The organism is Janibacter sp. CX7, from assembly GCF_024362365.1.
In the GTDB taxonomy this organism is placed as follows: domain Bacteria; phylum Actinomycetota; class Actinomycetes; order Actinomycetales; family Dermatophilaceae; genus Janibacter.
The window spans coordinates 2,937,509-2,959,096 of the sequence record NZ_CP101464.1; the positions used below are offsets into that span (position 1 = coordinate 2,937,509).

Below are 21,588 nucleotides of genomic sequence, written 5' to 3' on the forward strand. Positions count from 1 at the left end.
GCGCTCAGCAGCCGTCGGGCCCGCAGACGTCCCCGGACTGCACGACCTGCACGGCCGGGGTCCGCTCGGCGAGCGCCTTGTCGACGACCTCGCGGAAGAGCTCAGGTGGCTGGGCGCCGGAGACGGCGTACTTCATGTCGACGACGACGAAGGGGACGCCCGTCACCCCGATCTGGCGAGCCATGTCGATGTCGGCCGCGACCGCGGCCTTGTAGCGGCCGTCCGCGAGGGCCGAGCGGACCTCCCCTTCGTCCAGACCGGCGTCGACGCCGACGCGCACGAGGGAGTCGACGTCGCCGATGTTCATCCCGTGCTCGAAGTGACCCGAGAGCAGCGCCTCCTTGACCTCGTCACCCAGCCCACGGTCCTTGGCCAGGTGGAGCAGCTCGTGGGCGCGGGCGGAGTTGGCGACGACGAGCCGGTCGAAGTCGTAGGCCAGCCCCTCACCGGCGGCCTGCTCGGCGACGTGGCCGAACATCTCGCGCACCTGCTCGACGGGCATCCCCTTGCGCGAGGCGAGGTAGTCGGCCTCGGTGCCCTCGTAGTGCTCCGGCAGCGTCGGGTCGAGCTGGTAGCTGTGCCAGGTGACCTGGAGGTCGTCGCGCTGCGGGTGGTCGGCGAGGGCGGTCTCGAGACGGCGCTTGCCGATGTAGCACCACGGGCAGGCGATGTCGGACCAGATGTCGATCTGCATGCTCCCGGCAACGCTGCCCGCGGCGGGAATCATCCCGGGTCGGTCATGAGGGTCTCGCGGGCCTGCAGCCACGGGAGGATCGCGAGCGCCGAGACGAGCCCGCTCAGGGCGAAGGCCCACTGCCAGCCCCACAGGTCCGCGACCGCCCCGATGACGACGGGACCGCCGATGCCGCCGGCGTCCTGGCACATCTGGAAGGCCGCGAGGACCTTGCCCCCGGACCGGCCGTTGCCGACGACGTCGGCGACGGTCGCCTGCTGCGCGGGGTTGAGCAGCCCGGCGCCGACGGACAGCACCGTCGTGAGGGCGATGATCGCGACGAGGCCACCGGCCAGACCCATCGCCCCCATGCCGACCGCGCTGAGCACCAGCCCGACGAGGATCGGTCGGCGTCGGCCGAGGGTGTCGGCGACCCGGCCGGAGAACTGCAGGGTCACGGCCGTGGCGGCAGCCCCGGCCGCGAGCACGACACCCGCCGCCCACGTCTCGCCGACGACCGCGACGGCGAAGAGCGGCAGGATCGCCACGCGCACCCCGAAGTTGGTCCAGCCGTTGGCGAAGGCGGACACCATCGCCGACCGGTAGGCGCTGTCCTGCACCGCCTCGGCGACGGTCATCGGTGGCAGGGCACCCTGCGTCGGGTCGGCGCGAAGGGGGGTTCCCCGCAGCATGACCGCGACGAGGGCCGCGGCGATGAGCAGCGCGACGCCGTAGACGACGAAGGGGACGCGCATCCCGAGCTCGCCGAGGGCACCGCCGATCACCGGTCCGATGACGCCACCGATGAGGAAGGCGCTGCCGTACATCGAGGAGACCCGGCCACGGATCAGGGGCGGCGCCAGCCGCACGAGCAGCGCCATCGCCGAGACGGTGAACATCGTCGAGCCGATGCCACCGAGGGAGCGGAAGACGAGCAGCTGCCAGTAGCTCTGGGCGAAGGCCGAGGCGCCCGTCGACAGCGCGACGATGACCAGACCGGTGATGTAGACGGGCCGCTCACCGAGCCGTGCGACGAGCGAGCCGCCGGCGGGGGCGAAGAGCAGCCGGAAGAAGGCGAAGGCCGAGACGATGACGGACGCGGCCGTCACCCCGACGTCGAAGCTGCGCGCGAACTGCGGCAGGACCGGCGAGATCAGGCCGAAGCCGACGGCGATGACGAAGGCCGCGACGACGAGGACCTTGATCTCGATCGGGATGCTCGCCCGCTGGGCGGTCGACGCTGCCGGGGTGCTCACCCGCCGTACTGTGCCACCCCGCGCCGACGGCCCTCGGCGAGGGCCTGCCCGACGGCCCACGTCGCGAGGTAGGAGACGAGCAGGCCGGCGGTCATCGCGAGGGCGAACTGCACGAGGAAGGGGTTGCCCAGCGGGTCGGCGAGCCGGTAGCCGACGACCTCGACGAGGCCGTGCGGGTTGGTGAGCACGTCCCAGGAGTTGAAGCGCGGGAAGCGCCCGAGGTAGACGCCGATCGACGACAGGGCGAGCGAGCCGACGGCGAGCACCCACCCGGCGACCGCGCCGAGGCGACGCGCGACGACGTGGTGGACGAGCAGCAGGGAGGCCAGCCCGAGGAGCAGCCCGGTCGCGGCGAAGGACCCGATGAGCAGCACGTCGAACCACTGCGGAGCACCGGGGATCGCCCCGACGTGGATGAAGTCGGTGAGGATGTAGGGCGCATTGGGCAGGAAGAGCAGCCACACGACACCCACACCGGCCAGCAGCCAGCCGGGCGCCCGGAGCCGGTCGAGCCCCACGAGGGCGAGCGCGACGAGGTAGGGCACCCACGCGAGGAAGAGGTTCCAGAAGAGGAACGCGAAGACCGGGGCGCCGGCGCGGTCGGCGCGCACGTTCTGCAGTCCGGCCGCCACGGCGGTGCCGGCGAGCAGGAGCAGGGTCAGCCCCGTCAGCCAGCGCGCGGGGTGCGAGATGTGTGCCATTCGATGCACCGTAGGCCGGGCACCTTGGGAGACGCTGGACACTTTCCCTAGGCCGGCTGACCTGGGCGGGCCGCTCCCGACGAGGAGGGTGGGCGCGCTGCACCCCAGCGGACGGCGGGGAGGTCCGGCGCAGCGTCAAGTCGAAGTCGGGAACGACAAGGCGACCACACGACGACGAAGGACTTCGGCAGCGCGCCGGGCCTCCCCGCCGGGAGCCACCGGGAGCGACCGCTTCGCCCGCCTCCGTGTCGGCCCTGGGTGCCAGACTCGACTCATGGCCGACCTCAAGACCGTCCTGCACGACATGCTCAAGACGCAGCGAGCGGCGCTGCTGCTCAAGCTCGACGGGCTCGACGAGTACGAGGCGCGGCGGCCGCGGACGCCGACGGGGACCAACCTGCTCGGCCTGCTCAAGCACTCCGCGGCGTGCGAGCTGGGCTACTTCGGCGAGACCTTCGGTCGGTCGAGCGAGCTCGTCCTGCCGTGGGAGGTCGAGGGGGTCGACCCCGACGACAACGAGGACATGTTCGCCACCGAGGGCGAGTCGATGGCCGACGTGCTCGCGTGGTGCCAGGCCTGCTTCGACCACGCCGACGCGACGATCGAGGCCCTCCCTCTCGACGCCGAGGGCCGGGTGGCGTGGTGGCCCGAGGAGCGCAGCACCGTGACGCTCGGGCAGATCATCGCCCACATGGCCCTCGACGAGGCCCGTCACGCCGGCCACGCCGACATCCTGCGCGAGCAGCTCGACGGCTCGGTGGGCCTGCGCTCCGAGGGCAACAACCTCCCCGGCTGGGACGAGCAGCGCTGGGCCGACTACGTCGCGCGCCTCACCCGCATCGCCGAGGCCACGCGCACCTCCTGACAGGATCGTCACCATGGACCTCACGGCGGCGGTGTACGAGCTCTACGGGGTGGCCCCGGCCGACTTCGTCGCGACCCGCACCCGGCTGGTCCAGACGGCGAAGGGGGACGACCCGGACCTGGCCGCGCAGGTCAAGGCCCTGCGCAAGCCCACCCAGTCGGCCTGGCTGCTCAACCGCGTCGCCCGTGACGAGCCCCAGGTCGTCGCGGACCTGACGGCCCTCGGCGAGCGCATGCGCACGGCCCAGTCCCGGGGCGACGGCGCCGCCCTCGCCGCCGCCCGTCCCGAGCGCCGGGCGGCCATCGACGCCCTCGTCGCGGCGGCCGGGCGGTGCGCCGAAGCCGCCGGGGCGCGCCTGTCCCCCACCGGCGCCGACGAGGTCGAGGCGACGGCGGTCGCCGCCCTCGCCGACGAGCAGAGCGGCCGGGCGCTGCGCTCGGGCAGCCTGCTGCGGCCGCTGTCGTACGCAGGATTCGGCGAGGTCGAGCTCGACGACGCGGTGGCGACCCCCCTTCGCCTGCTGCCGCCACTGCCCGACGACGCCCCGGAGGAGCCGACCGCCCCCGACGAGACGGAGCGTGCCCTGACGCAGGCCCGCGACGACCTGCGCGAGGCCGAGCGCGAGCTCTCGGCAGCCCGCCTCGACGAGTCGCGGCTGCGCTCCGAGCTCGTCGCCGCGCGCGACCGGACGACGACTGCTGAGGCCCGTGTGACGAGTGTGACTCACATCATCACCGACCTCGAGACACGCCGGGCGCGATGAATTTGCGCTAGATCCCTGCTACGGCGCGGGATCATGGGCCCATGAGCACGGCACGCACCACCTCCGACCGCACTGCCCCCACCGATCTGCCCACGTGGGCGATCCAGGCGGAGGACCTCGAGGCCATGCTGGCGACCAACGACGACGAGGTCGACACCGCAGCCATCCCGCGACTGGCCTTCCGTGACGCCGTCGAGGAGGCCGCCGCCCCCGGCGCCACCACCGTCGCCCCGGTCGAGGAGGCCCCCGAGGCCACCCCGGAGCCCGCCGCGGCGCCGGTCGGCCACAACCTGCGCCACCGCCACGCCAGCCCGGAGTCGGTCGCCGCGATCCGTCGCAACCTCATCGCCGTCGCCTGCGTGCTCACCGCCGTCGTCCTCATCGGTGCGGCCGCGACCTGGCTCGCCGGCTGGATCGCCCTCGGCGTCTGGACCCTCTGCGTCGTCGCCGGCGCCGTCGCCCTGCGCCGCGCCAACTCGCGCTACACCGCGCGGCACAGCCGCTACAGCGCCCGCCACGCCTGATCGCCCGGCAGCGCGAAGGGGGTCCCGCCCGTCGGCGGGACCCCCTTCGTCGTGCCCGGGTCAGGTGAGCAGAGCCGCGAGGGTGCCGCCGAGCTCGGTCGCCGACTCGAGCGCGGCGTCGTCGACGTCGCCGACGACCTCGAGGACCGGCGCCGACTGCCGCCAGTCGAGGGCCTGGACGATCGAGGTCACGGCCCGCACGGCACCGGTGACGTCGTAGCGACCGTGGACCCACAGGCCGTAGGGCCGCTTGGCGGTCGTGCCGCCGCCCGGGTCGCCGGCGCCGCCGGAGTCGTCGAGGGCGCCCCCGACCTGCAGGAAGGTCGAGTCGAAGAAGTGCTTGAGGGCGCCCGACATGTAGCCGAAGTTGGCCGGCGTGCCCAGCAGGTAGCCGTCGGCGGCGAGGACGTCGTCGGCGGTGGCCTCGAGCGCCGGGACCACGTCGACGTCCACGCCGGCGATGTCGGGATGCCTCGCCCCGGCCAGCGCTGCCTCGAGCAGCGCCTGCGTGGAGCGGGTCGGGCTGTGGTGGACGACGAGAAGACGTGCCATGTCCCCATCCTGCCCCGAGGCACCTGATCGCGACCGAAGGGCCGGCGTGCCTTAGCCTGATCCCCGGACATCGGGGAGCGTCTGCACGAGCGCACCCCTTCGGGTACGACGCACAGGGAGTAGCACCCATGACCGCCCCCACCGCCGAGCCGCCGCCGGACGAGCAGACCTCCCGCCGCAAGCGCAAGGGCGAGAGCACCCCGACGCCCGGTGCTGCTCCGGAGCCGCCCAAGTTGCGGCGCCGGCCGATGCTCGTCGCCGTGTCGGTGCTGCTCACCGCGCTCGGTGCGCTGCTCGGCGCCTTCCTCCTGTCGACCTTCTCCGGCACCGACGACTACATCGCCGTCTCGTCCGGCATCGAGCGGGGCGACCGCATCACCGAGCAGGACCTCGCCCGCACCCAGATGCGCAAGGACACCAACGTCTCGCCGATCCGGTGGGACCAGCGCCGGGCGGTCGTCGGCACCTATGCGACGAACGACATGGCGAAGGGGTCGATCGTCACCCAGGACTCCATCGCGGCCGAGATCAGCCCCAAGGAGGGCTACTCGATCGTGGGTCTGGCCCTCACGCCGGGCCAGGGCGTGAGCGGTGAGCTGCGGGTCGGCCAGTCGGTCCAGGTCGTCCTCGTGCCCGCGAGTGCCGAGGTCGGCGCCCAGCCGGAGAAGGTCGCGGGCGAGGTCTCGGCGGTCAAGCTCTCCGACGACGGCTCGACGAAGCTCGTCGACGTGCAGGTGGACAGCGGCAACGGCCCGAAGGTCGCGGCCTCGGCCGCGCGCCAGGAGGCCTCGCTCGTCGTCGTCGGCGACACCGAGGAGGGCGACGTCCCGCTCACGCCGTCGGGCGAGGGCGACTCGTCGACCCCGACCTCCGAGAGCAGCACGAGCAACTGATGGCGGTCGTCACCCTCTTCTCCGCCTCCGGGTCCCCGGGGGTCACCGTCTCCGCCCTCGGCATGGCCCTGGCCTGGCAGCGCCACGTCATGCTCGTCGACGCCGACCCGACCGGGTCCTCCTCGATCCTCGCCGGCTACCTGCAGGGCCAGACCGCCCACGACCGCGGCCTGCTCGACCTCGCCGTGGCCAACCGCGTCGGCAACCTCGGCCAGGCCATCGCCACCGTGTCGATGACCCTGCCCGGCTCGACGGTCGAGTTCGTCCCCGGGATCCGTTCGCACCAGCAGGCCCCCTCGATGCGCAACCTCTGGGAGCCGCTGTCGGGCGTCCTGCGCGGCATGGAGCAGCGCGGGGTCGACGTCGTCGTCGACGCCGGCCGCCTCGGCCTGGAGCAGTCCCCGATGCCGCTCGTGCGCGGCAGCGACCTGTCCCTGCTCGTCGTGCGCAGCGACCTGCCGGCTGTCTCCGGTGCGCGGGCATGGGCCCGCAGCCTGCGCGACCAGCTGACCTCCGTCGGCGCCGCGCACCAGCTCGGCGTGCTCCTCGTCGGCCCCGGACGGCCTTACTCCGCGCGCGAGATCCGCTCGGTACTCGGCCTGCCCGTCGTCGCCGAGCTGCCCTGGGACCCGGAGTCGGCCGAGGTCTACTACGCCGGCCGCCGCCCGAAGAAGAGCTTCGCCGGGGGCCCGCTCAACCGCGCCCTGCGCGCGACCGTCAGCTCCTCGCAGGGCCTGATCGCCAACAACCGTGAGCGCCTGGGCACCCAGACCCACCGCGCCACCCAGGAGGCTGGACAGCCGTGAGCGACTCCTCAGGGGGCGCCCCCTTCGACCCGACGTCGCTGCCGCTCTTCGCGCAGGACGACGACCTGCCCGACCAGACCCAGCCCCGCGACGACGTCTCGCAGCGTCTCGCCGCGGGCGCCGGCAGCGTCTCTCCCCACGACCGCTACGCGGCACCGACCCAGACCCCGCCGCCGCCCACGTGGGGCGCGGGGCCCCCGAGCCCGCCGCCGGCCCCGCCCGCGCAGCAGACCCCGGCCCCGCCGTCCTTCTCCGAGGGGTCCGGCTTCACGACGGTCGCGGCCCAGCGGCTGAGCGGCGACATCGCCCACGACACGAGCATCGACTGGACCCAGGTCGCCGAGCTGCGCACCCAGGCCTCGGAGATGCTCACCGGCGCGCTGCAGGACCGCTCGCACCTCGAGCCGCACCAGCAGCGCGAGCTCGGCCGCTCGATCATCGTCGAGCTGCTGCAGACCACGGCGGCCAACAACCTCGCCGTCGGCCGCCGTGCGTGGTCGATGGACGAGCAGGACCGCATCGGGCAGGCCGTCTTCGACGCACTCTTCGGCCTCGGCCGGCTGCAGCCGCTCGTCGACGACGAGCAGGTCGAGAACATCGAGATCACCGGGTGCGACCAGGTGCTCCTCGAGTACACCGACGGCACCCTGCGTCCCGGCCCGGCCGTCGCCGAGAGCGACCAGGAGCTCATCGACTTCCTCGTCTTCCTCGCCAGCCGCTCCGAGGTCAACGCGCGCCCCTTCTCCGAGGCCCAGCCCCGGCTGCACATGCGCCTCGACGGCGGCGCGCGCCTCGCCGCGACCGCGTGGGTCACCCCGCGGCCCTCGATGGTCATCCGACGCCACCGGCTGCGGGAGATCACGCTCGAGGAGCTGTCCGAGCGCGGCATGCTCGACGCCGTCGCGGTCTCCTTCCTGCGGGCCGCGGTCAAGGCGAAGAAGAGCATCGTCGTCGCCGGCGCCCAGGGCGCCGGCAAGACGACCATGGTCCGCGCGCTGTGCGCCGAGCTCGACCCGTGGGAGCGCATCGGCACCTTCGAGACCGAGTACGAGCTGCACCTGCACGAGCTGCCGGAGAAGCACCGCCGCATCGTCGCGTGGGAGTCCCGCCCGGGCTCCGGCGAGGTGGGCGCCGACGGCCGTCAGGCCGGCGAGATCCCGCTCGACGACCTGCTCTACGACTCCTTCCGGTTCAACCTCTCCCGCCAGATCGTCGGTGAGGTCCGCGGGCGCGAGGTGCTCGCCATGATCAAGGCGATGCAGTCCGGCTCCGGCTCGATCAGCACGACCCACTCGGCCAATGCTGTCGGCGCGATCCGCAAGCTCATCACCTGTGCCATGGAGGCCGGCTCCCACGTCACCGAGGCCTACGCCGAGCGGGCCGTCGCCGAGCACATCGACGTCATCGTCCAGCTGCAGCTCGACACGGCGCCCACCTCCGACGGCGAGGCCCGTCGCGAGCGCTATGTCAGCGAGATCATCGCGATCCACCCCGGCGAGGACGGGCCGGCGACGACGCACGTCTTCCAGCCCAACCCGCAGGGCGGGCCCCCGATCCCGGGCATCCTGCCCGACGACTACCGCTCCCTCGAGCGCTGGGGCTTCGACCTCGACGGCTACTTCGCCCGGGCGGCGCCGTGAGCCCCTGGATGGGCGGCGCCCTCCTCGGCGGGATCCTCGTCCTGGCCGTCATCACCTTCGTCGAGGGCATGCGCAGGGTCCCGGCGGCGACCCGCCGCACCAAGGTGCGCCTCGCTGCGGGTGACCGCGACGGCTGGTGGGACAAGCTCCCCCGCCGCACCCGGCAGCTGGTGATCCTCGGGGTCATCGGAGGTGTCGTCTTCGCCCTCTTCACCGGCTGGGTCATCATGATCGTGCTCATCCCCGCGGCGATCATCGGCCTGCCCTGGCTGCTCAGCGCCGGCGACGCCGAGGCGAGCATCGAGCGGCTCGAGGCCATGGAGGAGTGGACCCGCTCGCTCGCCGGCGTGCTCACCGTCGGCGTCGGCCTCGAGCAGGCGATCGTCGCCACCCTTCGCTCGGCCCCGAAGGAGATCCAGCCGGAGGTCAACCTGCTCGCGGCGCGGCTGCGGGCCCGCTGGCCCACGGCCGAGGCCCTGCGCTCCTTCGCCGACGACCTCGACGACTCGACCGGCGACCTGCTCGCGGCCAACCTGCTCCTCGGCGCCCAGCGCCGCGGCGCCGGCCTCGCGAGCGTCCTGGAGTCCGTCGCCGTCTCCGTCGGTGAGGACGTGCGCGCCCGACGGATGATCGAGGCCGACCGGGCCAAGCCGCGGGCCACCGCCCGCTGGGTCACGATCATCACGCTCGTCGTGCTCTTCTTCCTCTTCTTCTTCTCGACGATGTTCGAGCCCTACCGCACCGGCGTCGGCCAGCTCATCCTCGCCGCGCTGCTCGCCGCCTACGTCGGCGCACTCATCTGGATGAAGTCGATGGCCAAGGGCAAGAAGCTGCCCCGCTTCATCGGCAACGAGGTCGCCGAGGAGGCGCGCCGATGACCACCTCCCTGCAGCTCGCTCTCATCGCCGGGGCGCTCATCGGGCTCGGCCTGTCGATGCTCGTCTGGCGCTTCCGCCCGGCGCAGGTCGACCTCGCGACCGCCCTCGACCGGCTCTCCCCCGACCGGTCGCTCGCCCGGCCAGAGGAGGAGGGCGACCTCGACGCAAGCGGTGACAGCACCGACCGACTCGGCCGCTGGGCCATGCGGGCCCTGCCGCTCGACTCGCTCGGCGCCCCGCCCTACCGGGAGCTGGCGCTCATGCGCATCCCGGTGCACCGCTTCTACGGTGAGAAGGTCGTCTTCGCCATCCTCGGCGCGATCATGCCGGTGCTCCTCATGCTGGTCGCATCCTTCTTCGGGCTGGGGCTGCCGTGGATCTTCACGCCGGTGCTCGCCGTCGCCGGCGCGGTCGGCATGTTCTTCCTGCCGGACTACAACGTCAAGGACGACGCCAAGGCGGCCCGGAAGGAGTTCGGCCGGGCCCTGGCGTCCTACATCGACCTCGTCGCGCTCGAGCGCAATTCCGGCTCGGGGCCGCGCCAGGCCATGGAGATCGCCGCCAACATCGGCGACTCCTGGGTCTTCCGCCGGCTGGCCGAGGAGCTCTCCCGCTCCCGCTGGTCGGGGCTGCCGCCGTGGGACGCCCTGCGCAAGCTCTCCGACGAGCTCGGCCTGCCCGAGCTCGCCGACCTCGCCGACATCATGCGGCTGTCCGGCGAGGAGGGGGCGCAGGTCTACCAGACCCTGCGCTCGCGCTCGCAGAGCATGCGCACCGCGGAGCTCAACTCCGCACTCGCCGAGGCCAATGCCACCGGTGAGCGGATGTCGATCCCGATGTCAGCCCTCGGACTGATCTTCATGGCGATCCTCGTCACGCCGTCGGTGCTGCAGATCATCGGCGCCTGAGGGCGCTCGCCCCGGATCGGCGGGTGAACACCCGGTGGCCCGGGCCGGAGGGCAGTCCTCCCCTTAGCGCTACGGGGCCGCCTTCGATAGCCTGTCGCTCGTCCGGGGGGACCACCCGCCTCCCGGGATCACCCTCGTCTTCGGGAGCATCCCAGTCATGATCCAGTTCTACGCCGCCCTGCAGGTGCTGGGCGCTCACGTCAGCAACTACTTCGGCGACCAGGCCGACACGATCTCCCGTGCGCGCGACGAGCGCGGTTCGGTGACCATCGAGCAGGTGCTGTGGGCCGTCGCCGTCATCGCCATCGCGGTCATCGTCATCGGCGCGATCCGCACCTTCGTCAGCAGCAAGTCGCAGGAGATCAAGGCTCCCTGATGCGGGGGTCGCAGGGGCTGCACACGAGGTCGGGGCGCTGGCGCTCCGACCGCGGTGCGCTGTCCATGGAGATGGTCGTGCTCCTGCCCCTGGCCCTGAGCCTGCTCTTCCTCGCCGTCCAGGGCGCGGTCTACTACCAGGGCCGCACCGTGGCCCTGGCCTCCGCGCAGGAGGGCGCCCGTGATGCTGCGGGCTTCAAGGGCACCGACGCCCAGGGGCGCACCTCCGCCATCGACTTCGCCTCGCGCGCCGGCGGTTCCGGGCTGCTCGAGGACCCCGACGTCGCCGTCCGTCGTGATCCCACCGCAGGCACGGTCACCGTGCAGGTCACCGGGACGACGATGTCGCTCGTGCCCGGCTGGGACCCCACGGTGTCGATGTCAGCGACGCGCAACATCGAGGAGTTCACCGCGCCCGAGGACTTCATCGTGCGGGGCACCGAGGGGCAGGGCGACTGATGATGACGGTTCCACGGCGCCTCCTCGCCGTCCGGCGCCCACGCCTCGACGCCCGGGGACGGCTGCTCGGCGAGCGCGGCTCGGCGAGCATCGAGATGGTCATCCTCGCCCCGGCCTTCGGCCTGCTCATCGCCATGCTCGTCATGGGTGGCCGCATCGCGATCGCCCAGCAGAGCATCCAGTCGGCGGCTGGCGAGGCTGCTCGCGCCGCCTCGCTCGAGCGCGGCGCCGACTCCCGCGACCGTGGCCTGAGCGCCGCCCGGGCCTTCCTCGCCGAGCAGGACATGACCTGCCGCAACCTCGACGTCCAGCTCGACGCCTCGGGCAAGCAGACCGACCCCGGCGTCGCCGACCAGATCGTCAACGCGACCGTCAGCTGCGAGGTCCCCCTCGGCGACCTCGCGCTCCCGGGCATCGGCGGCGGTCACACCGTCACCGCGACCGCGGCCAGCCCCGTCGACACCTACCGGGAGCGCTGATGTCCGCCCTCCGCTCCCGCATCCGGCGCCTGCGCGACGAGCGCGGCTCGCTGAGCACCTACTTCGTCTCCGCCGTCTTCGCCGTCGTGCCGCTCGTCGGTCTCGTCGTCGACGGTGGCGGCCAGGTCCGCGCCATGCAGCAGGCCAACGACCTCGCGGACGAGACCGCCCGCTTCGCCGGCCAGCAGATCGAGACCGGCTGCGCGATCAAGGGGTCCGAGGTCGTCATCTACCTGCCGCGCGCCCGCCAGGCCGCGCAGCGCTTCCTCGAGGCCAGCCCGAGCGGCGCATCGCTCAAGGAGGTCACGGTCGGGTCCGACGGGCACACGGTCAACGTGCGCACGAGCCTGACCTACGACCCGATCTTCCTCGGGATGATCGGCGTCGGCCCTCGCGAGATCGAGGGCACCGGCTCGGCCTACCAGTACCGGACCAACGCAGACGGACGGGAGTACGACGCCGATGAGGGCAGCTACGGCACGTGCAGCGGCTGGTAGGGCGCGAGGGCTGATCGCCCTCCTCGGGATCGTCGCACTCCTCGTCGGCGTCCCGTGGCTCCTGCTGCACATCGGCGCGGGGCCGATCCCGGACCAGTGGGCCACGCCCGCCGAGATCTGGGACGCCGTCACCTCCCCCGACGACGGCACCGCACTGCTCGTCATCTTCCGCTACGCCGCGTGGCTCGCGTGGTTCTTCATCGCCGCCTCGATCGTCATCGAGGTCGGCGCCCGGCTGCTCGGCACCGACGTGCCCCAGCTGCCCGGACTCTCGCTGCCCCAGGGCATCGCCCGCTACGTCGTCGGCACCGCCGCGCTGCTCTTCATCACCGTCCCGACGGTCGCCACCTGGGCCGGCACCGCCCAGGCCGCGACCACCGGGTCCACCGATCTCGCGACGACCACCGCCGTCACCGGTGGCGTCTCCGCCGCCGCAGCGGCCGACGCAGTCGCCGCGCACTCAGCCGACCGGGCGGACCACACGAGCGCCGACCAGCAGGACGCCCCCACGCTCACCCACGAGGTCGCCCAGGGCGAGAGCCTGTGGTCGATCGCCGAGCAGCGCCTCGGTGACGGCACCCGCTACACCGAGATCCTCGACCTCAACCGCGACTCGATCCCGGCCTCGCACTGGATCGCCCCCGGCCAGCAGCTCCAGCTGCCCGGCGACGCGACGGGTGCCGATGACTCCGCCGACGACGCCATGCCCGGCGGCACGCACACCGTCGAGCAGGGCGACACGCTGTGGGAGATCGCCGAGGACGAGCTCGGCGACGGCAGCCGCTACACCGAGATCGTCGCCGAGACCGGATCCGCCGAGCAGCCCGACGGCGACCGGCTCACCGACCCCGACCTCATCCGGCCCGGCTGGCAGCTCCAGCTGCCGGGCGACGAGACCGCCGCCGACACCCCGAGCGCCACTCCCGGCACCGCCCAGACCGCGGCCGACGCCGCGCACGGGGCGTCCACCCCCTTCGGCACGACCCCTGCGGACCAGGCTCCCGCCGACCAGCCGGCCAGCGCGCAGACCCCGGCCGTCTCCGGGGCGGCTTCCGGCACCGCCGGGGCAGCCGCATCGACCGCGAGCGCCGAGGAGGGCTCCGCCGACCCGGTGCTCGTCGGCGACCCGGCCGACGAGTGGGGCAGCACGGTCCTCGGGCTGTCCGGCATCACCGCCGCCGGCCTGCTGACCCTCGTCGAGCGGGCCCGCCGCCGGCGCGCTGCCCGCCTGACCCGCCCCACCGACGAGGCGGTCACCGACCTCGAGCGCGAGCTCGCGCTCGTCGCCGACGTCCACACGGTCGACACCGTCGACATCGCCCTGCGGCACATCTCCGTCGCCGCCCGTGAGGCCGGCCGCGCGCTGCCCGGTCTGCGCTCGGTGCGGATCGGTCGCCAGCAGCTCGACGTCCAGCTCGCCGACCCGATGCGGCTGCCCGCGCCCTGGACCTCCACCGCCGACCCCCGGCTGTGGACCCTCGCCGTGGACCGCGCCATGACGCTCGACCCGCAGATGCTCGTCACCGAGCCGGCGCCCTTCCCCGCCCTCGTCGCCATCGGGCAGGACGACGAGGAGGCGCACGTGCTCGTCAACCTCGCCGACGTGCGCACCTTCGCCGTCGTGGGCGACCCGGCCCGCACCCGCGACACCCTCGCGGCGATGACCCTCTCGCTCGCCTCCGCCCCCTGGGCCGACGCGACGACCGTGACCGTCATCGGCGGGCACCCCGAGCTCACCCGGGCGATCGACTCCCCGCGGGTGCGCTCGGTGCCCGACATGGCGGCCTACACCCTCTCGGTGCAGGTGCAGATCGACCCGACTGCCCGTGAGGTCATCGTCGTCAGCGGCGAGCTCGACGCCCGCGACCGGCGGCGCCTCGACAAGGCGGTCGCCTCCTCACCGCGTGTCGCGCTCGCCCACGCCGCGAGCTCGGTCGCCGACGGCGCCGATGCCCTGACGATTGCCGACGACACCGACGCCGCGGTCCTCTCCCCCGCCTACCTGCAGGTGCGGCCGGAGCGGCTGACGAGCGCCGACGCCGCCCGCATCGGCTTCCTCTTCGACCTGCTCGCCCCGGCCGAGGACGTGTGGGCACCTGCCGCGGGCGAGCCCGACGCGGCAGCGCTCGCAGGGGTCCCGACCGCCGCCGAGGTCACCCTCGACCCGGCCGACGACCTCGTCGACGACGCGCCCACGATCCGTCGTTCGCAGGTGGCCGACGAGGCGACCGACCCCACCCCGGTCCGCTGGAACACGCCGGTCAACACCCCGGCGGGGCAGACCCCCTTCGAGCCCGGGGAGGACGTCGCGACGGTGCGCCGCACCGCCGGCCTCGACCTCACCTCGCTCGGCACGACACCCGGGTGGCTCTCCAACCAGATCACCCCGACGCCGGGCACGCCGCTGCCGCCGGTCATCGCCTTCCCCGAGCGGGTGCGCGAGCTCGCCGCACCCACCGACGAGCCCGTGCTGCGCCTGCTCGGCCCGGTCGACATCGACAACGTCGGCGAGGTCGCCGCAGCCCACCGCATGCGCCTCACCGAGCTCGCGGCCTACGTCAGCACGCACCCGCACGCCACCGCCACCGAGATCGACGACGCGATGTGGCCCAACCGCGCGATGCACGACCACTCCCGCGTGCGTGACCGTTCGCTCGCCGGGCTCGGCGCGTGGCTCGGGCCGGAGGAGACCCCGGCCGGTGGCCTCGACGCGGCCCGCGGTATCACGAGCGACTGGCGGCTCTGGCAGGGCCTCGTGCCCGCCGACCCCTCGCACGCCGGCACCGAGCACCTCGAGCAGGCCCTCGGCCTGGTGCGCGGGCGCCCCTTCGCCGGGGTCCACCCCCGCCACTACGTGTGGGCGCAGGCGCTGCGCGCGCAGATGATCTTCGCGATCACCACCGCCGCCACCGAGCTCGCCCGCCGCCGCCTCATGGAGGGGCGCTGGGCCGCGGCCTACGACGCGACGGTCGTCGGCCTGACCGTCGAGCCCGGTGTCGAGGCCCTGTGGCGCCTGCAGGTCCTCGCCACCCACGAGATCGGCGACGCCGACGCCCGCGACGCTGCTGCGGTCGGCCTCGCCGACTGCGGCCGACTCGCCGACCGCGACCTCGAGCCCGCATCCCGCGAGCTGCTCGCGAGCCTGCCGGAGCTCACCAGGTCGCAGACCCCGACGACCACCCACCACGCCGTCTGATGGAGGCCCGCCGATGACGACCCTGACCCGACTGCTCCCGTGGGAGCGCGTCGTCGCCGTGCTCGGTGTGACGGCGCTCGTGCTCGTCGCCTCGCTCGCCACGGCGCCGCGCAGCGAGGCCGACATCTGCGAGAACTTCAACCTCAGCGCCCGCTGCCGCATCGTCTTCGGCGGGGAGAAGGGCGACGGCAAGGGCGGCGGGGGCAAGGGCCCGACGCGCCCGCCGTGCAACCTCGGCGCGCCCGACTACGAGCGCGTGCCGTGCGACAACGCGGTGGCGGGCTCGTGGAGCAACGAGCGCCAGTGCTACATCATCGAGGCCTCCGACCAGCCCACGCCGGACGACCCGGAGTGGCGACCCAAGGGCAAGCTCTACCAGTGCACGGGCTTCGACTCCGACGGCACGACGCTCATCCTCAAGGACCCGTTCTGGTCCGAGACGCCCCCTCGCACGAGCAACCCCGACGACCTCATCGCCGACCTCGAGACCGCCGTCGGCACCAAGTTCCGGGCGATGTACCCCGGTCTCGCGCCCAACCCCATCGCTGTCGGCCAGGAGTGGACCGGCTCGCGCATGGCGCCGGTCGGCCTGTGGGTGTGGATGTGGCCGCGGACGATGTGGCGCACGCAGTGGGGCCCGATCCAGGCCGAGGCCGAGGGCACGCCCTACTGGGTCAAGGCCGGCGTGACCCACGTGAAGTGGCAGATGGGTGACGGCTCGACGGTCGTCTGCCAGAAGAGCCCGCCCTTCGCACCGTGGATGCGTGACCGCACCCCCGAGTGCGGGCACAAGTACAAGAAGCCGGGCAACTACCGCGTCTTCATCACGACCTACTGGCACATCACCTACGTCGACGCCAACGGTCCCGGCGAGCAGAACATCGAGTTCAAGCAGTCGCTGTGGATCCGCATCGGGGAGAATCAGGTGGTCAACAAGTGACCCGAGCGTCCCGGGTCACCCCGCTCGCCCTCGCCGCGGTCGCGGCGCTCGTGCTCTCCGGGTGCGGCGGTGACGACGACGGCGGGCTCACCCCCGACCTCGTCGACCAGCGCCAGACCACCACGACCGACCCCGACGAGGCGGCCACCGAGGGCGCCCGCACCCGCGTCGGCCAGTGGGTCGACGGGCGCAACACGATCCTCGCCTCGCCCGAGAGCTATCGGAGCACGGCGTCCATCGGCTTCGCCGAGGGGCGCGCCTCCTCTGCGCTCATCGCGGAGGCCGGACGCCTCGACATCAAGGGTCAGCGCCGCGAGGGCACGACCGAGATCGTCGGCGAGCTCCAGGTGACGAAGATGGAGCTCGAGCCGAAGCCGAAGAACGGCGTGGCGATCTCCCCCTTCGTCGAGATGCGCGCCTGCCTCGACGAGAGCGGGACGAGCCTCGTCAAGGAGAGCGGCGGCACGGTCGCCGGCTCGAAGGGCCGGGGGCCCCGGCCGATGAAGTTCCACGTGAGCAACGACAGCTACCCCAACCCCGACTCGTGGATGGTCTCGTGGACCCAGGAGGTCAAGGGGCACTGCTGACCGGTCGTCACCGGCGCGCGAGCAGCACCACGACGACGGTGACGAGCGAGGCCAGCACGACGAGCGTGTCCGCCCGTCGCCAGGGCGCGGGCTCGGCCCAGGTGCGCCGACCGGCCGAGGCGAAGCCCCGCGCGTCCATCGCGACGGCGAGCGTCGCGGCCATGCCGAGCGAGCGCAGCAGCATGCCGAAGGTCGACGCCCACAGGTGCGCCACGACCCCGGCCGGCCGCCGCCAGGTCACGCCCTGGCCCCGCAGCCGCCGCGCCCAGCCCACCTCGGACCACGCTGCACCGAAGGACTGGACCCGCTGCAGGGCGGCGCCGAGCGCCACGACCGGTCGAGCGGGCAGGTGCAGCCGCTGACCGAGGTGGTCGGCGAGGTCGTCCGGGTCGACGAAGCCGAGCAGGATCGCCGACGGCACGACGATGACGAGCAGCCGCAGCGCCGCCGAGACGGCGACCTCGACGTCGTGGGTGCCGAGCAGCCACGTCGACCAGCCCACGCCGAGGGCGCCGACGAGGGCAGGCACGAGCCGCAGGGCCAGCCCCCGCCAGCGACGCGCGGTGGTCCAGCCTGGTCCGGTGCCGGGCAGCGTCGACAGGCCGACGACGGCGCCGACGGCGAGCAGGGCGAGGACGACGAGCGAGACCTGCCAGCCCGGCGAGAGGACCGCGGCGACCATCGGGACGACGGCCGCGGCGAAGAGCGAGAGCGGGCCGCACGCGGAGAGCACCGCACGAGGGGCCGGCGGGGGTGGGTCGACCCGAGGGCGCCGGACCGTGCGGACCTCGTCGACGAGGGCCACGAGGTCGGGGTCGTGGGTTGCGGCGACGACGCCGCCGCCCCGGGCACGGTGGGCGGCGAGCAGGCCGGCGACGGCCGCCCAGGTGCCCCGGTCCTGGCCGACGGTCGGTTCGTCGGCCAGGACGGCAGCCGGGCCGTGCGCGAGGGCCGCGGCGACGGCGAGGCGGCGCTGCTCGCCGCCAGAGAGGGTCTGCGGGTCGGCGCGCTCGAGGTGCGCCAGGCCGAGCACGTCGAGCAGGTGCCGGGCCGCGCCCTCGTCGGCCGTGCCGAGGGTGCGGCCGGTGAGCAGGACCTCGTCGAGGACCGTGCGAGCGAGCAGCGCGCTCGAGCTCCACTGCGGCACCCAGCCGAGCAGCTGCGCCACCTCGTCGGCCGGCAGGTCCGCCACCTCGGGAGCGTCGGCTCCCGCGTCGTCGCCGACCACCACCCGCCCCGACGAAGGGGGCACCAGTCCAGCCATCGTGGCCAGCCACGTGCTCTTGCCCCCACCGCTGGGTCCGACGAGCGCCGTGGCCCGGCCCGCGGCGACGGTCAGCGGGGCCTGCGTGACGAGCGCGGTCGTCAGCTCGCTGCGCCCGTCGAGGTGGTTGCGCCGCCGCTCGACCCGCAATGGCTCGGCGGTGAGCACCGGCGCGCCGGGCGCGAGTGCGCCGCGCGCGGGAGCGTCGGGCGCGAGTGCGCCGCGCGCGGGCGCAACGGGGCAGGCCAGGGGACCGAGGTCGACGTCGAGCGGCTCAGGAGCCGGCACGCCCGGCACCCAGATGCCGTCGGCCGCCAGGCTCTCGCCGTGCTCGGCGAGGACCCTCCGCGGGTCACCGTCGTGGCGGATGCGCCCGTCGCGGCCGAGCACGAGCACCCGGTCGACGTGCTCGAGCCAGGGCTCGAGGCGGTGCTCGACGACGACCGTCGTCAGCCCGGCCGCCGCGGTGACGACGGCATCGCGCACCTGCGCGGCGCTGTCGGCGTCGAGCATCGCCGTCGGCTCGTCGAGCAGGAGCAGCCCCGGCCGCAGGGCGAGGGCCCCGGCGAGCGCGAGTCGCTGGGTCTGGCCGCCCGACAGGGCGTGGGTCGGCGTGTCGAGGGGCAGGTGGCCCAGGCCGACGGCGTCGAGGCACGACGCGACGACGGTCTGCATCTCGGCGGGGGGCCGGCCCACGTTTTCCAGCCCGAAGGCCACGTCGCGACCGACCGTCGCCGCCACGGTGCCCGACCCGGGTTCCTGGAGGAGGAGCCCGACCGCACCCGCCCGCTCGCCGGGCGCCACGCCGTCGACGGTGACCTCACCGGCGAGGTCGCCGGAGTCGACGGTGAGCAGCAGGCCCGCGAGGGCCCGGAGCAGGGTCGACTTGCCCGACCCGCTCGGCCCCACGAGCAGCACCCGCTCGCCGGGCCGCAGGCTCAGGTCGACGTCCGTGAGGACCGGCTCCCGCCGACCTGCGGGACGCCAGGTCAGCCCGTGGACCTCGACGGCGCCACGGGCACCCCCTTCGACCTCCGACACCGCTGGGATCAGACGGCCCTGCGCTCGAGCTGCTCCTGCCCCGGGGGGAAGGGGTTGAGCGCACCCGCCGCGGCGAGCGCCCGGGTGAGGGCCCAGCCGCCGAGGCCGGCGATGACGATGCCGGAGACGACCATGAGCGGCAGGTAGGCGAGCTTCCACGTCCAGGTCCAGTCGGCGAAGTACCAGACGATCTCGTAGACCCACTCCAGCGGGGCGGACAGGGCGCCGGCGAGCAGCGCGACGGCCGGGCCGAAGGCCTTGTAGGCGAAGATCGCGAAGGCGAGCTCGGCGCCGATGCCCTGCGCGAGGCCGGAGAGGATCGTCGTCGCGCCCCACTGGTTGCCGAAGAGCGCCGAGACGACCGCGGCGATGAGCTCGCACGCGACGGCCGCGCCGGGGCGGCGCACGACGAGCCCACCGACGACGCCGGCGATGAACCAGAAGCCGACGACGAGGCCCATCGCGGGCTGGAAGGCGGAGCCGACGACCGAGAGCGGCCCGGCGTAGACGAGGTTGTAGCCCCAGTAGGCGACGCCGAAGGCCACGCCGAGGAAGGCGACGGTCAGCAGGTCGACGGTGCGCCAGCCCATGAGGGGGCGGGTCGCGAGGACGGTGCCGGCGCGGGACGCGGCCGGCGTCTTGGTGGTGGTCATGCTGATGCTTCTCCTGTGTGGGTTCCACAGGGAGGGATCGGCGCCGTCACCCGGCCACGGGCCGTGCGTCGACGACGTTCCCTGAGACTCGACTCCCTACGCCGGTGCTAGCCGGATCAGGTACGAGGGTCTGCGGTCACCCGCACTCTCAGCGCTGCTGCGCTCCCCTGTCGTGCCCGGCCAGCATAGCCGCGCGGGTGGACGGGCGGTCCGCCGTGCCCGTCCTGTGGCAGGGTTGGAGACGTACCGGGTGGCGGCGACCGTCGCCACCTCCGCAGCGTGTGTGTACGAAAGGACGTCTCGTGGGCAACATGGTCTGGAAGGTGCTGGGCACCGGCTCGGCGATCATCGCCGGCATCGTCGCCAACAAGGTCATCTCCATCGCGTGGTCGCGCCTCGGCAAGGGCGAGACGATCGACCCCAACAACCCCGAGAACCCCATCGGCGAGGCCATCGCCTTCGCCGCCCTCGCCGGTCTGGCGATGGGCCTGGCCCGCACCATGGCCACGCGCCAGGCGGCGAGCTTCTACAAGAAGTCCGCGGGTCACCTGCCCGAGGCCATGCAGTCCGTCCAGGGAGAGCTGGACAAGGTCTCCTGATGCGCGGCGTCTCCATCACCGAGCCCGGTGACGCCGACGTCCTGCAGGTCACCGAGGTCGAGGCCCCCACGGCCGGCCCGGGCGACGTCGTCGTCGACATGGTGGCCGCCGGGGTCAACCGCGCCGACGTCATGCAGCGGCTCGGGCACTACCCGCCGCCCGCGGGCGCCTCGCCACTGCCGGGCCTCGAGGTCTCGGGCACGATCCGCGAGGTCGGTCCCGGTGTCGAGGGCTGGTCCGTGGGCGACGAGGTCTGCGCCCTCGTCGACGGTGGCGGCTATGCGGAGCAGGTCCGGGTGCCTGCGGCACAGCTCCTCCCCGTGCCGAAGGGAGTGAGCCTCACCGAGGCCGCGGGGTTGCCCGAGGTCGCGTGCACGGTCTGGTCCAACGTCTTCATGACGGCCAACCTCCAGCCCGGCGAGGTCTTCCTCGTCCACGGCGGGTCGTCGGGCATCGGCACGATGGCGATCCAGCTCGCCACGGCCGCCGGAGCGCGGGTGGCGGTGACTGCCGGCTCGCAGGACAAGCTCGACGTCTGCCGCGACCTCGGCGCGCAGATCCTCGTCAACTACCGAGAGCAGGACTTCGTCGAGGAGGTGCGCGCGGCGACCGACGGTCACGGGGCCGACGTCGTCCTCGACCTCATGGGCGCCAAGTACCTGCCCCGCAATGTCGACCTGCTGGCGACGTCGGGCCGGCTCGTCGTCATCGGCCTCATGGGCGGCCGCAAGGGCGAGCTCGACCTCGGCAAGCTGCTGAGCAAGCGCGCCGCGGTCATCGCGACCTCGCTGCGGGCCCGCCCCGCTGCGGAAAAGGCGGCGATCGTCGCCGCGGTCCGCGAGCACGTGTGGCCGCTGGTCGAGGACGGTGCCGTGCGCCCGATCGTCCAGGGCACCTACCCGCTCGAGCGCGCCGCCGACGCCCACCGCGAGCTCGAGGCGAGCGGTCACATCGGCAAGATCCTGCTCACCGCCTGAGCCACCCCCTTCGCCCGGCCCCCCAACCCTGCAAAACCCTAGGGTCCTGCAGAGTTGCCCGG

General features: G+C 73.5%; 23 protein-coding genes and 1 riboswitch. Of the genes, 17 read left to right on the top strand and 6 right to left on the bottom strand.

All coding sequences use genetic code 11. The features are described from left to right. Positions 1–4: 4 nt before the first annotated feature. The 3 genes from NMQ01_RS14475 to NMQ01_RS14485 are packed head-to-tail and all read right to left on the bottom strand — an operon-like array spanning position 5 to position 2,630. Complete coding sequence (locus NMQ01_RS14475) at positions 5–727, bottom strand: DsbA family oxidoreductase (protein WP_255184605.1); 723 nt, start codon at positions 725–727, stop codon at positions 5–7. After that, on the bottom strand, positions 724–1,929 hold the full coding sequence (locus NMQ01_RS14480) for an MFS transporter (RefSeq protein WP_255184606.1): 1,206 nt from the start codon (positions 1,927–1,929) through the stop codon (positions 724–726). The genes NMQ01_RS14475 and NMQ01_RS14480 overlap by 4 nt, the downstream gene beginning before the upstream one ends. Continuing rightward, the gene (locus tag NMQ01_RS14485) at positions 1,926–2,630 is read right to left on the bottom strand and encodes a DUF1361 domain-containing protein (protein WP_255184607.1); all 705 of its coding nucleotides are present in this window, start codon (positions 2,628–2,630) and stop codon (positions 1,926–1,928) included. Before NMQ01_RS14485 ends, NMQ01_RS14480 begins: the two co-directional genes overlap by 4 nt. A gap of 274 nt (positions 2,631–2,904) precedes the next feature. Here NMQ01_RS14485 and NMQ01_RS14490 point away from each other — a divergent pair, with 274 nt between their 5' ends. Genes NMQ01_RS14490 through NMQ01_RS14500 form a run of 3 tightly spaced genes read left to right on the top strand, consistent with a single transcriptional unit; the run spans position 2,905 to position 4,782 of the window. Further along, complete coding sequence (locus tag NMQ01_RS14490; protein ID WP_255184608.1) at positions 2,905–3,495, top strand: DinB family protein; 591 nt, start codon at positions 2,905–2,907, stop codon at positions 3,493–3,495. A 13-nt stretch (positions 3,496–3,508) separates the two neighbouring features. Further along, the gene (locus NMQ01_RS14495; protein WP_255184609.1) at positions 3,509–4,258 is read left to right on the top strand and encodes a hypothetical protein; all 750 of its coding nucleotides are present in this window, start codon (positions 3,509–3,511) and stop codon (positions 4,256–4,258) included. Positions 4,259–4,299: 41 nt separating this feature from the next. Further along, positions 4,300–4,782, top strand: coding sequence for a hypothetical protein (locus tag NMQ01_RS14500; RefSeq protein WP_255184610.1), 483 nt, complete (start codon positions 4,300–4,302; stop codon positions 4,780–4,782). Positions 4,783–4,842: 60 nt separating this feature from the next. Here the strand turns inward: NMQ01_RS14500 and NMQ01_RS14505 are convergent, their stop codons facing one another. Further along, positions 4,843–5,334 carry a flavodoxin family protein gene (locus NMQ01_RS14505; protein WP_255184611.1) on the bottom strand — a complete coding sequence of 164 codons (492 nt, stop codon included), beginning with the start codon at positions 5,332–5,334 and terminating at the stop codon, positions 4,843–4,845. A gap of 128 nt (positions 5,335–5,462) precedes the next feature. Here NMQ01_RS14505 and NMQ01_RS14510 point away from each other — a divergent pair, with 128 nt between their 5' ends. The 12 genes from NMQ01_RS14510 (at position 5,463) to NMQ01_RS14565 (ending at position 16,992) form a co-directional block, all read left to right on the top strand. After that, positions 5,463–6,227, top strand: coding sequence for an SAF domain-containing protein (locus tag NMQ01_RS14510; RefSeq protein ID WP_255184612.1), 765 nt, complete (start codon positions 5,463–5,465; stop codon positions 6,225–6,227). Beyond that, positions 6,227–7,033 carry a hypothetical protein gene (locus NMQ01_RS14515; protein WP_255184613.1) on the top strand — a complete coding sequence of 269 codons (807 nt, stop codon included), beginning with the start codon at positions 6,227–6,229 and terminating at the stop codon, positions 7,031–7,033. Before NMQ01_RS14510 ends, NMQ01_RS14515 begins: the two co-directional genes overlap by 1 nt. Further along, positions 7,030–8,673: a CpaF family protein gene (locus tag NMQ01_RS14520; RefSeq protein ID WP_255184614.1), complete on the top strand. Its 1,644-nt coding sequence runs from the start codon at positions 7,030–7,032 to the stop codon at positions 8,671–8,673. The genes NMQ01_RS14515 and NMQ01_RS14520 overlap by 4 nt, the downstream gene beginning before the upstream one ends. Continuing rightward, the gene (locus tag NMQ01_RS14525; protein WP_255184615.1) at positions 8,670–9,551 is read left to right on the top strand and encodes a type II secretion system F family protein; all 882 of its coding nucleotides are present in this window, start codon (positions 8,670–8,672) and stop codon (positions 9,549–9,551) included. Before NMQ01_RS14520 ends, NMQ01_RS14525 begins: the two co-directional genes overlap by 4 nt. Further along, the gene (locus NMQ01_RS14530) at positions 9,548–10,459 is read left to right on the top strand and encodes a type II secretion system F family protein (protein WP_255184616.1); all 912 of its coding nucleotides are present in this window, start codon (positions 9,548–9,550) and stop codon (positions 10,457–10,459) included. Before NMQ01_RS14525 ends, NMQ01_RS14530 begins: the two co-directional genes overlap by 4 nt. 157 nt (positions 10,460–10,616) lie before the next feature. Next, a complete protein-coding gene (locus NMQ01_RS14535) occupies positions 10,617–10,835 on the top strand; it encodes a hypothetical protein (protein WP_255184617.1) in 219 nt (72 codons plus the stop codon). Beyond that, a complete protein-coding gene (locus NMQ01_RS14540) occupies positions 10,835–11,293 on the top strand; it encodes a TadE/TadG family type IV pilus assembly protein (RefSeq protein WP_255184618.1) in 459 nt (152 codons plus the stop codon). The genes NMQ01_RS14535 and NMQ01_RS14540 overlap by 1 nt, the downstream gene beginning before the upstream one ends. Positions 11,294–11,295: 2 nt before the next feature. Further along, positions 11,296–11,772, top strand: coding sequence for a TadE family protein (locus NMQ01_RS14545; RefSeq protein WP_255184619.1), 477 nt, complete (start codon positions 11,296–11,298; stop codon positions 11,770–11,772). Beyond that, positions 11,772–12,269, top strand: coding sequence for a pilus assembly protein TadG-related protein (locus NMQ01_RS14550; RefSeq protein WP_255184620.1), 498 nt, complete (start codon positions 11,772–11,774; stop codon positions 12,267–12,269). The genes NMQ01_RS14545 and NMQ01_RS14550 overlap by 1 nt, the downstream gene beginning before the upstream one ends. Continuing rightward, entirely contained in the window at positions 12,235–15,465 is a 3,231-nt protein-coding gene (locus tag NMQ01_RS14555; protein WP_255184621.1) for a LysM peptidoglycan-binding domain-containing protein, read from the top strand. The genes NMQ01_RS14550 and NMQ01_RS14555 overlap by 35 nt, the downstream gene beginning before the upstream one ends. Positions 15,466–15,478: 13 nt before the next feature. After that, on the top strand, positions 15,479–16,405 hold the full coding sequence (locus NMQ01_RS14560; protein WP_255184622.1) for a hypothetical protein: 927 nt from the start codon (positions 15,479–15,481) through the stop codon (positions 16,403–16,405). Beyond that, positions 16,402–16,992 carry a hypothetical protein gene (locus NMQ01_RS14565; RefSeq protein ID WP_255184623.1) on the top strand — a complete coding sequence of 197 codons (591 nt, stop codon included), beginning with the start codon at positions 16,402–16,404 and terminating at the stop codon, positions 16,990–16,992. Before NMQ01_RS14560 ends, NMQ01_RS14565 begins: the two co-directional genes overlap by 4 nt. Before the next feature lie 7 nt (positions 16,993–16,999). On the opposite strand, the gene NMQ01_RS14570 is transcribed toward NMQ01_RS14565, so the two are convergent. Further along, positions 17,000–19,297: an ATP-binding cassette domain-containing protein gene (locus NMQ01_RS14570; RefSeq protein WP_255184624.1), complete on the bottom strand. Its 2,298-nt coding sequence runs from the start codon at positions 19,295–19,297 to the stop codon at positions 17,000–17,002. 8 nt (positions 19,298–19,305) lie between these two features. After that, positions 19,306–19,950, bottom strand: a complete 645-nt coding sequence (locus NMQ01_RS14575) for an ECF transporter S component (RefSeq protein ID WP_255184625.1) — start codon at positions 19,948–19,950, stop codon at positions 19,306–19,308. 76 nt (positions 19,951–20,026) lie between these two features. Then, positions 20,027–20,129: riboswitch (TPP riboswitch) on the bottom strand. A 132-nt stretch (positions 20,130–20,261) separates the two neighbouring features. Between NMQ01_RS14575 and NMQ01_RS14580 the strand changes: the two genes are divergently transcribed. Both NMQ01_RS14580 and NMQ01_RS14585 read left to right on the top strand, forming a co-directional pair. Next, entirely contained in the window at positions 20,262–20,549 is a 288-nt protein-coding gene (locus tag NMQ01_RS14580) for a DUF4235 domain-containing protein (protein WP_255186383.1), read from the top strand. Continuing rightward, entirely contained in the window at positions 20,549–21,526 is a 978-nt protein-coding gene (locus NMQ01_RS14585) for an NAD(P)H-quinone oxidoreductase (RefSeq protein WP_255184626.1), read from the top strand. The genes NMQ01_RS14580 and NMQ01_RS14585 overlap by 1 nt, the downstream gene beginning before the upstream one ends. The last annotated feature ends 62 nt before the right edge of the window (positions 21,527–21,588 follow it).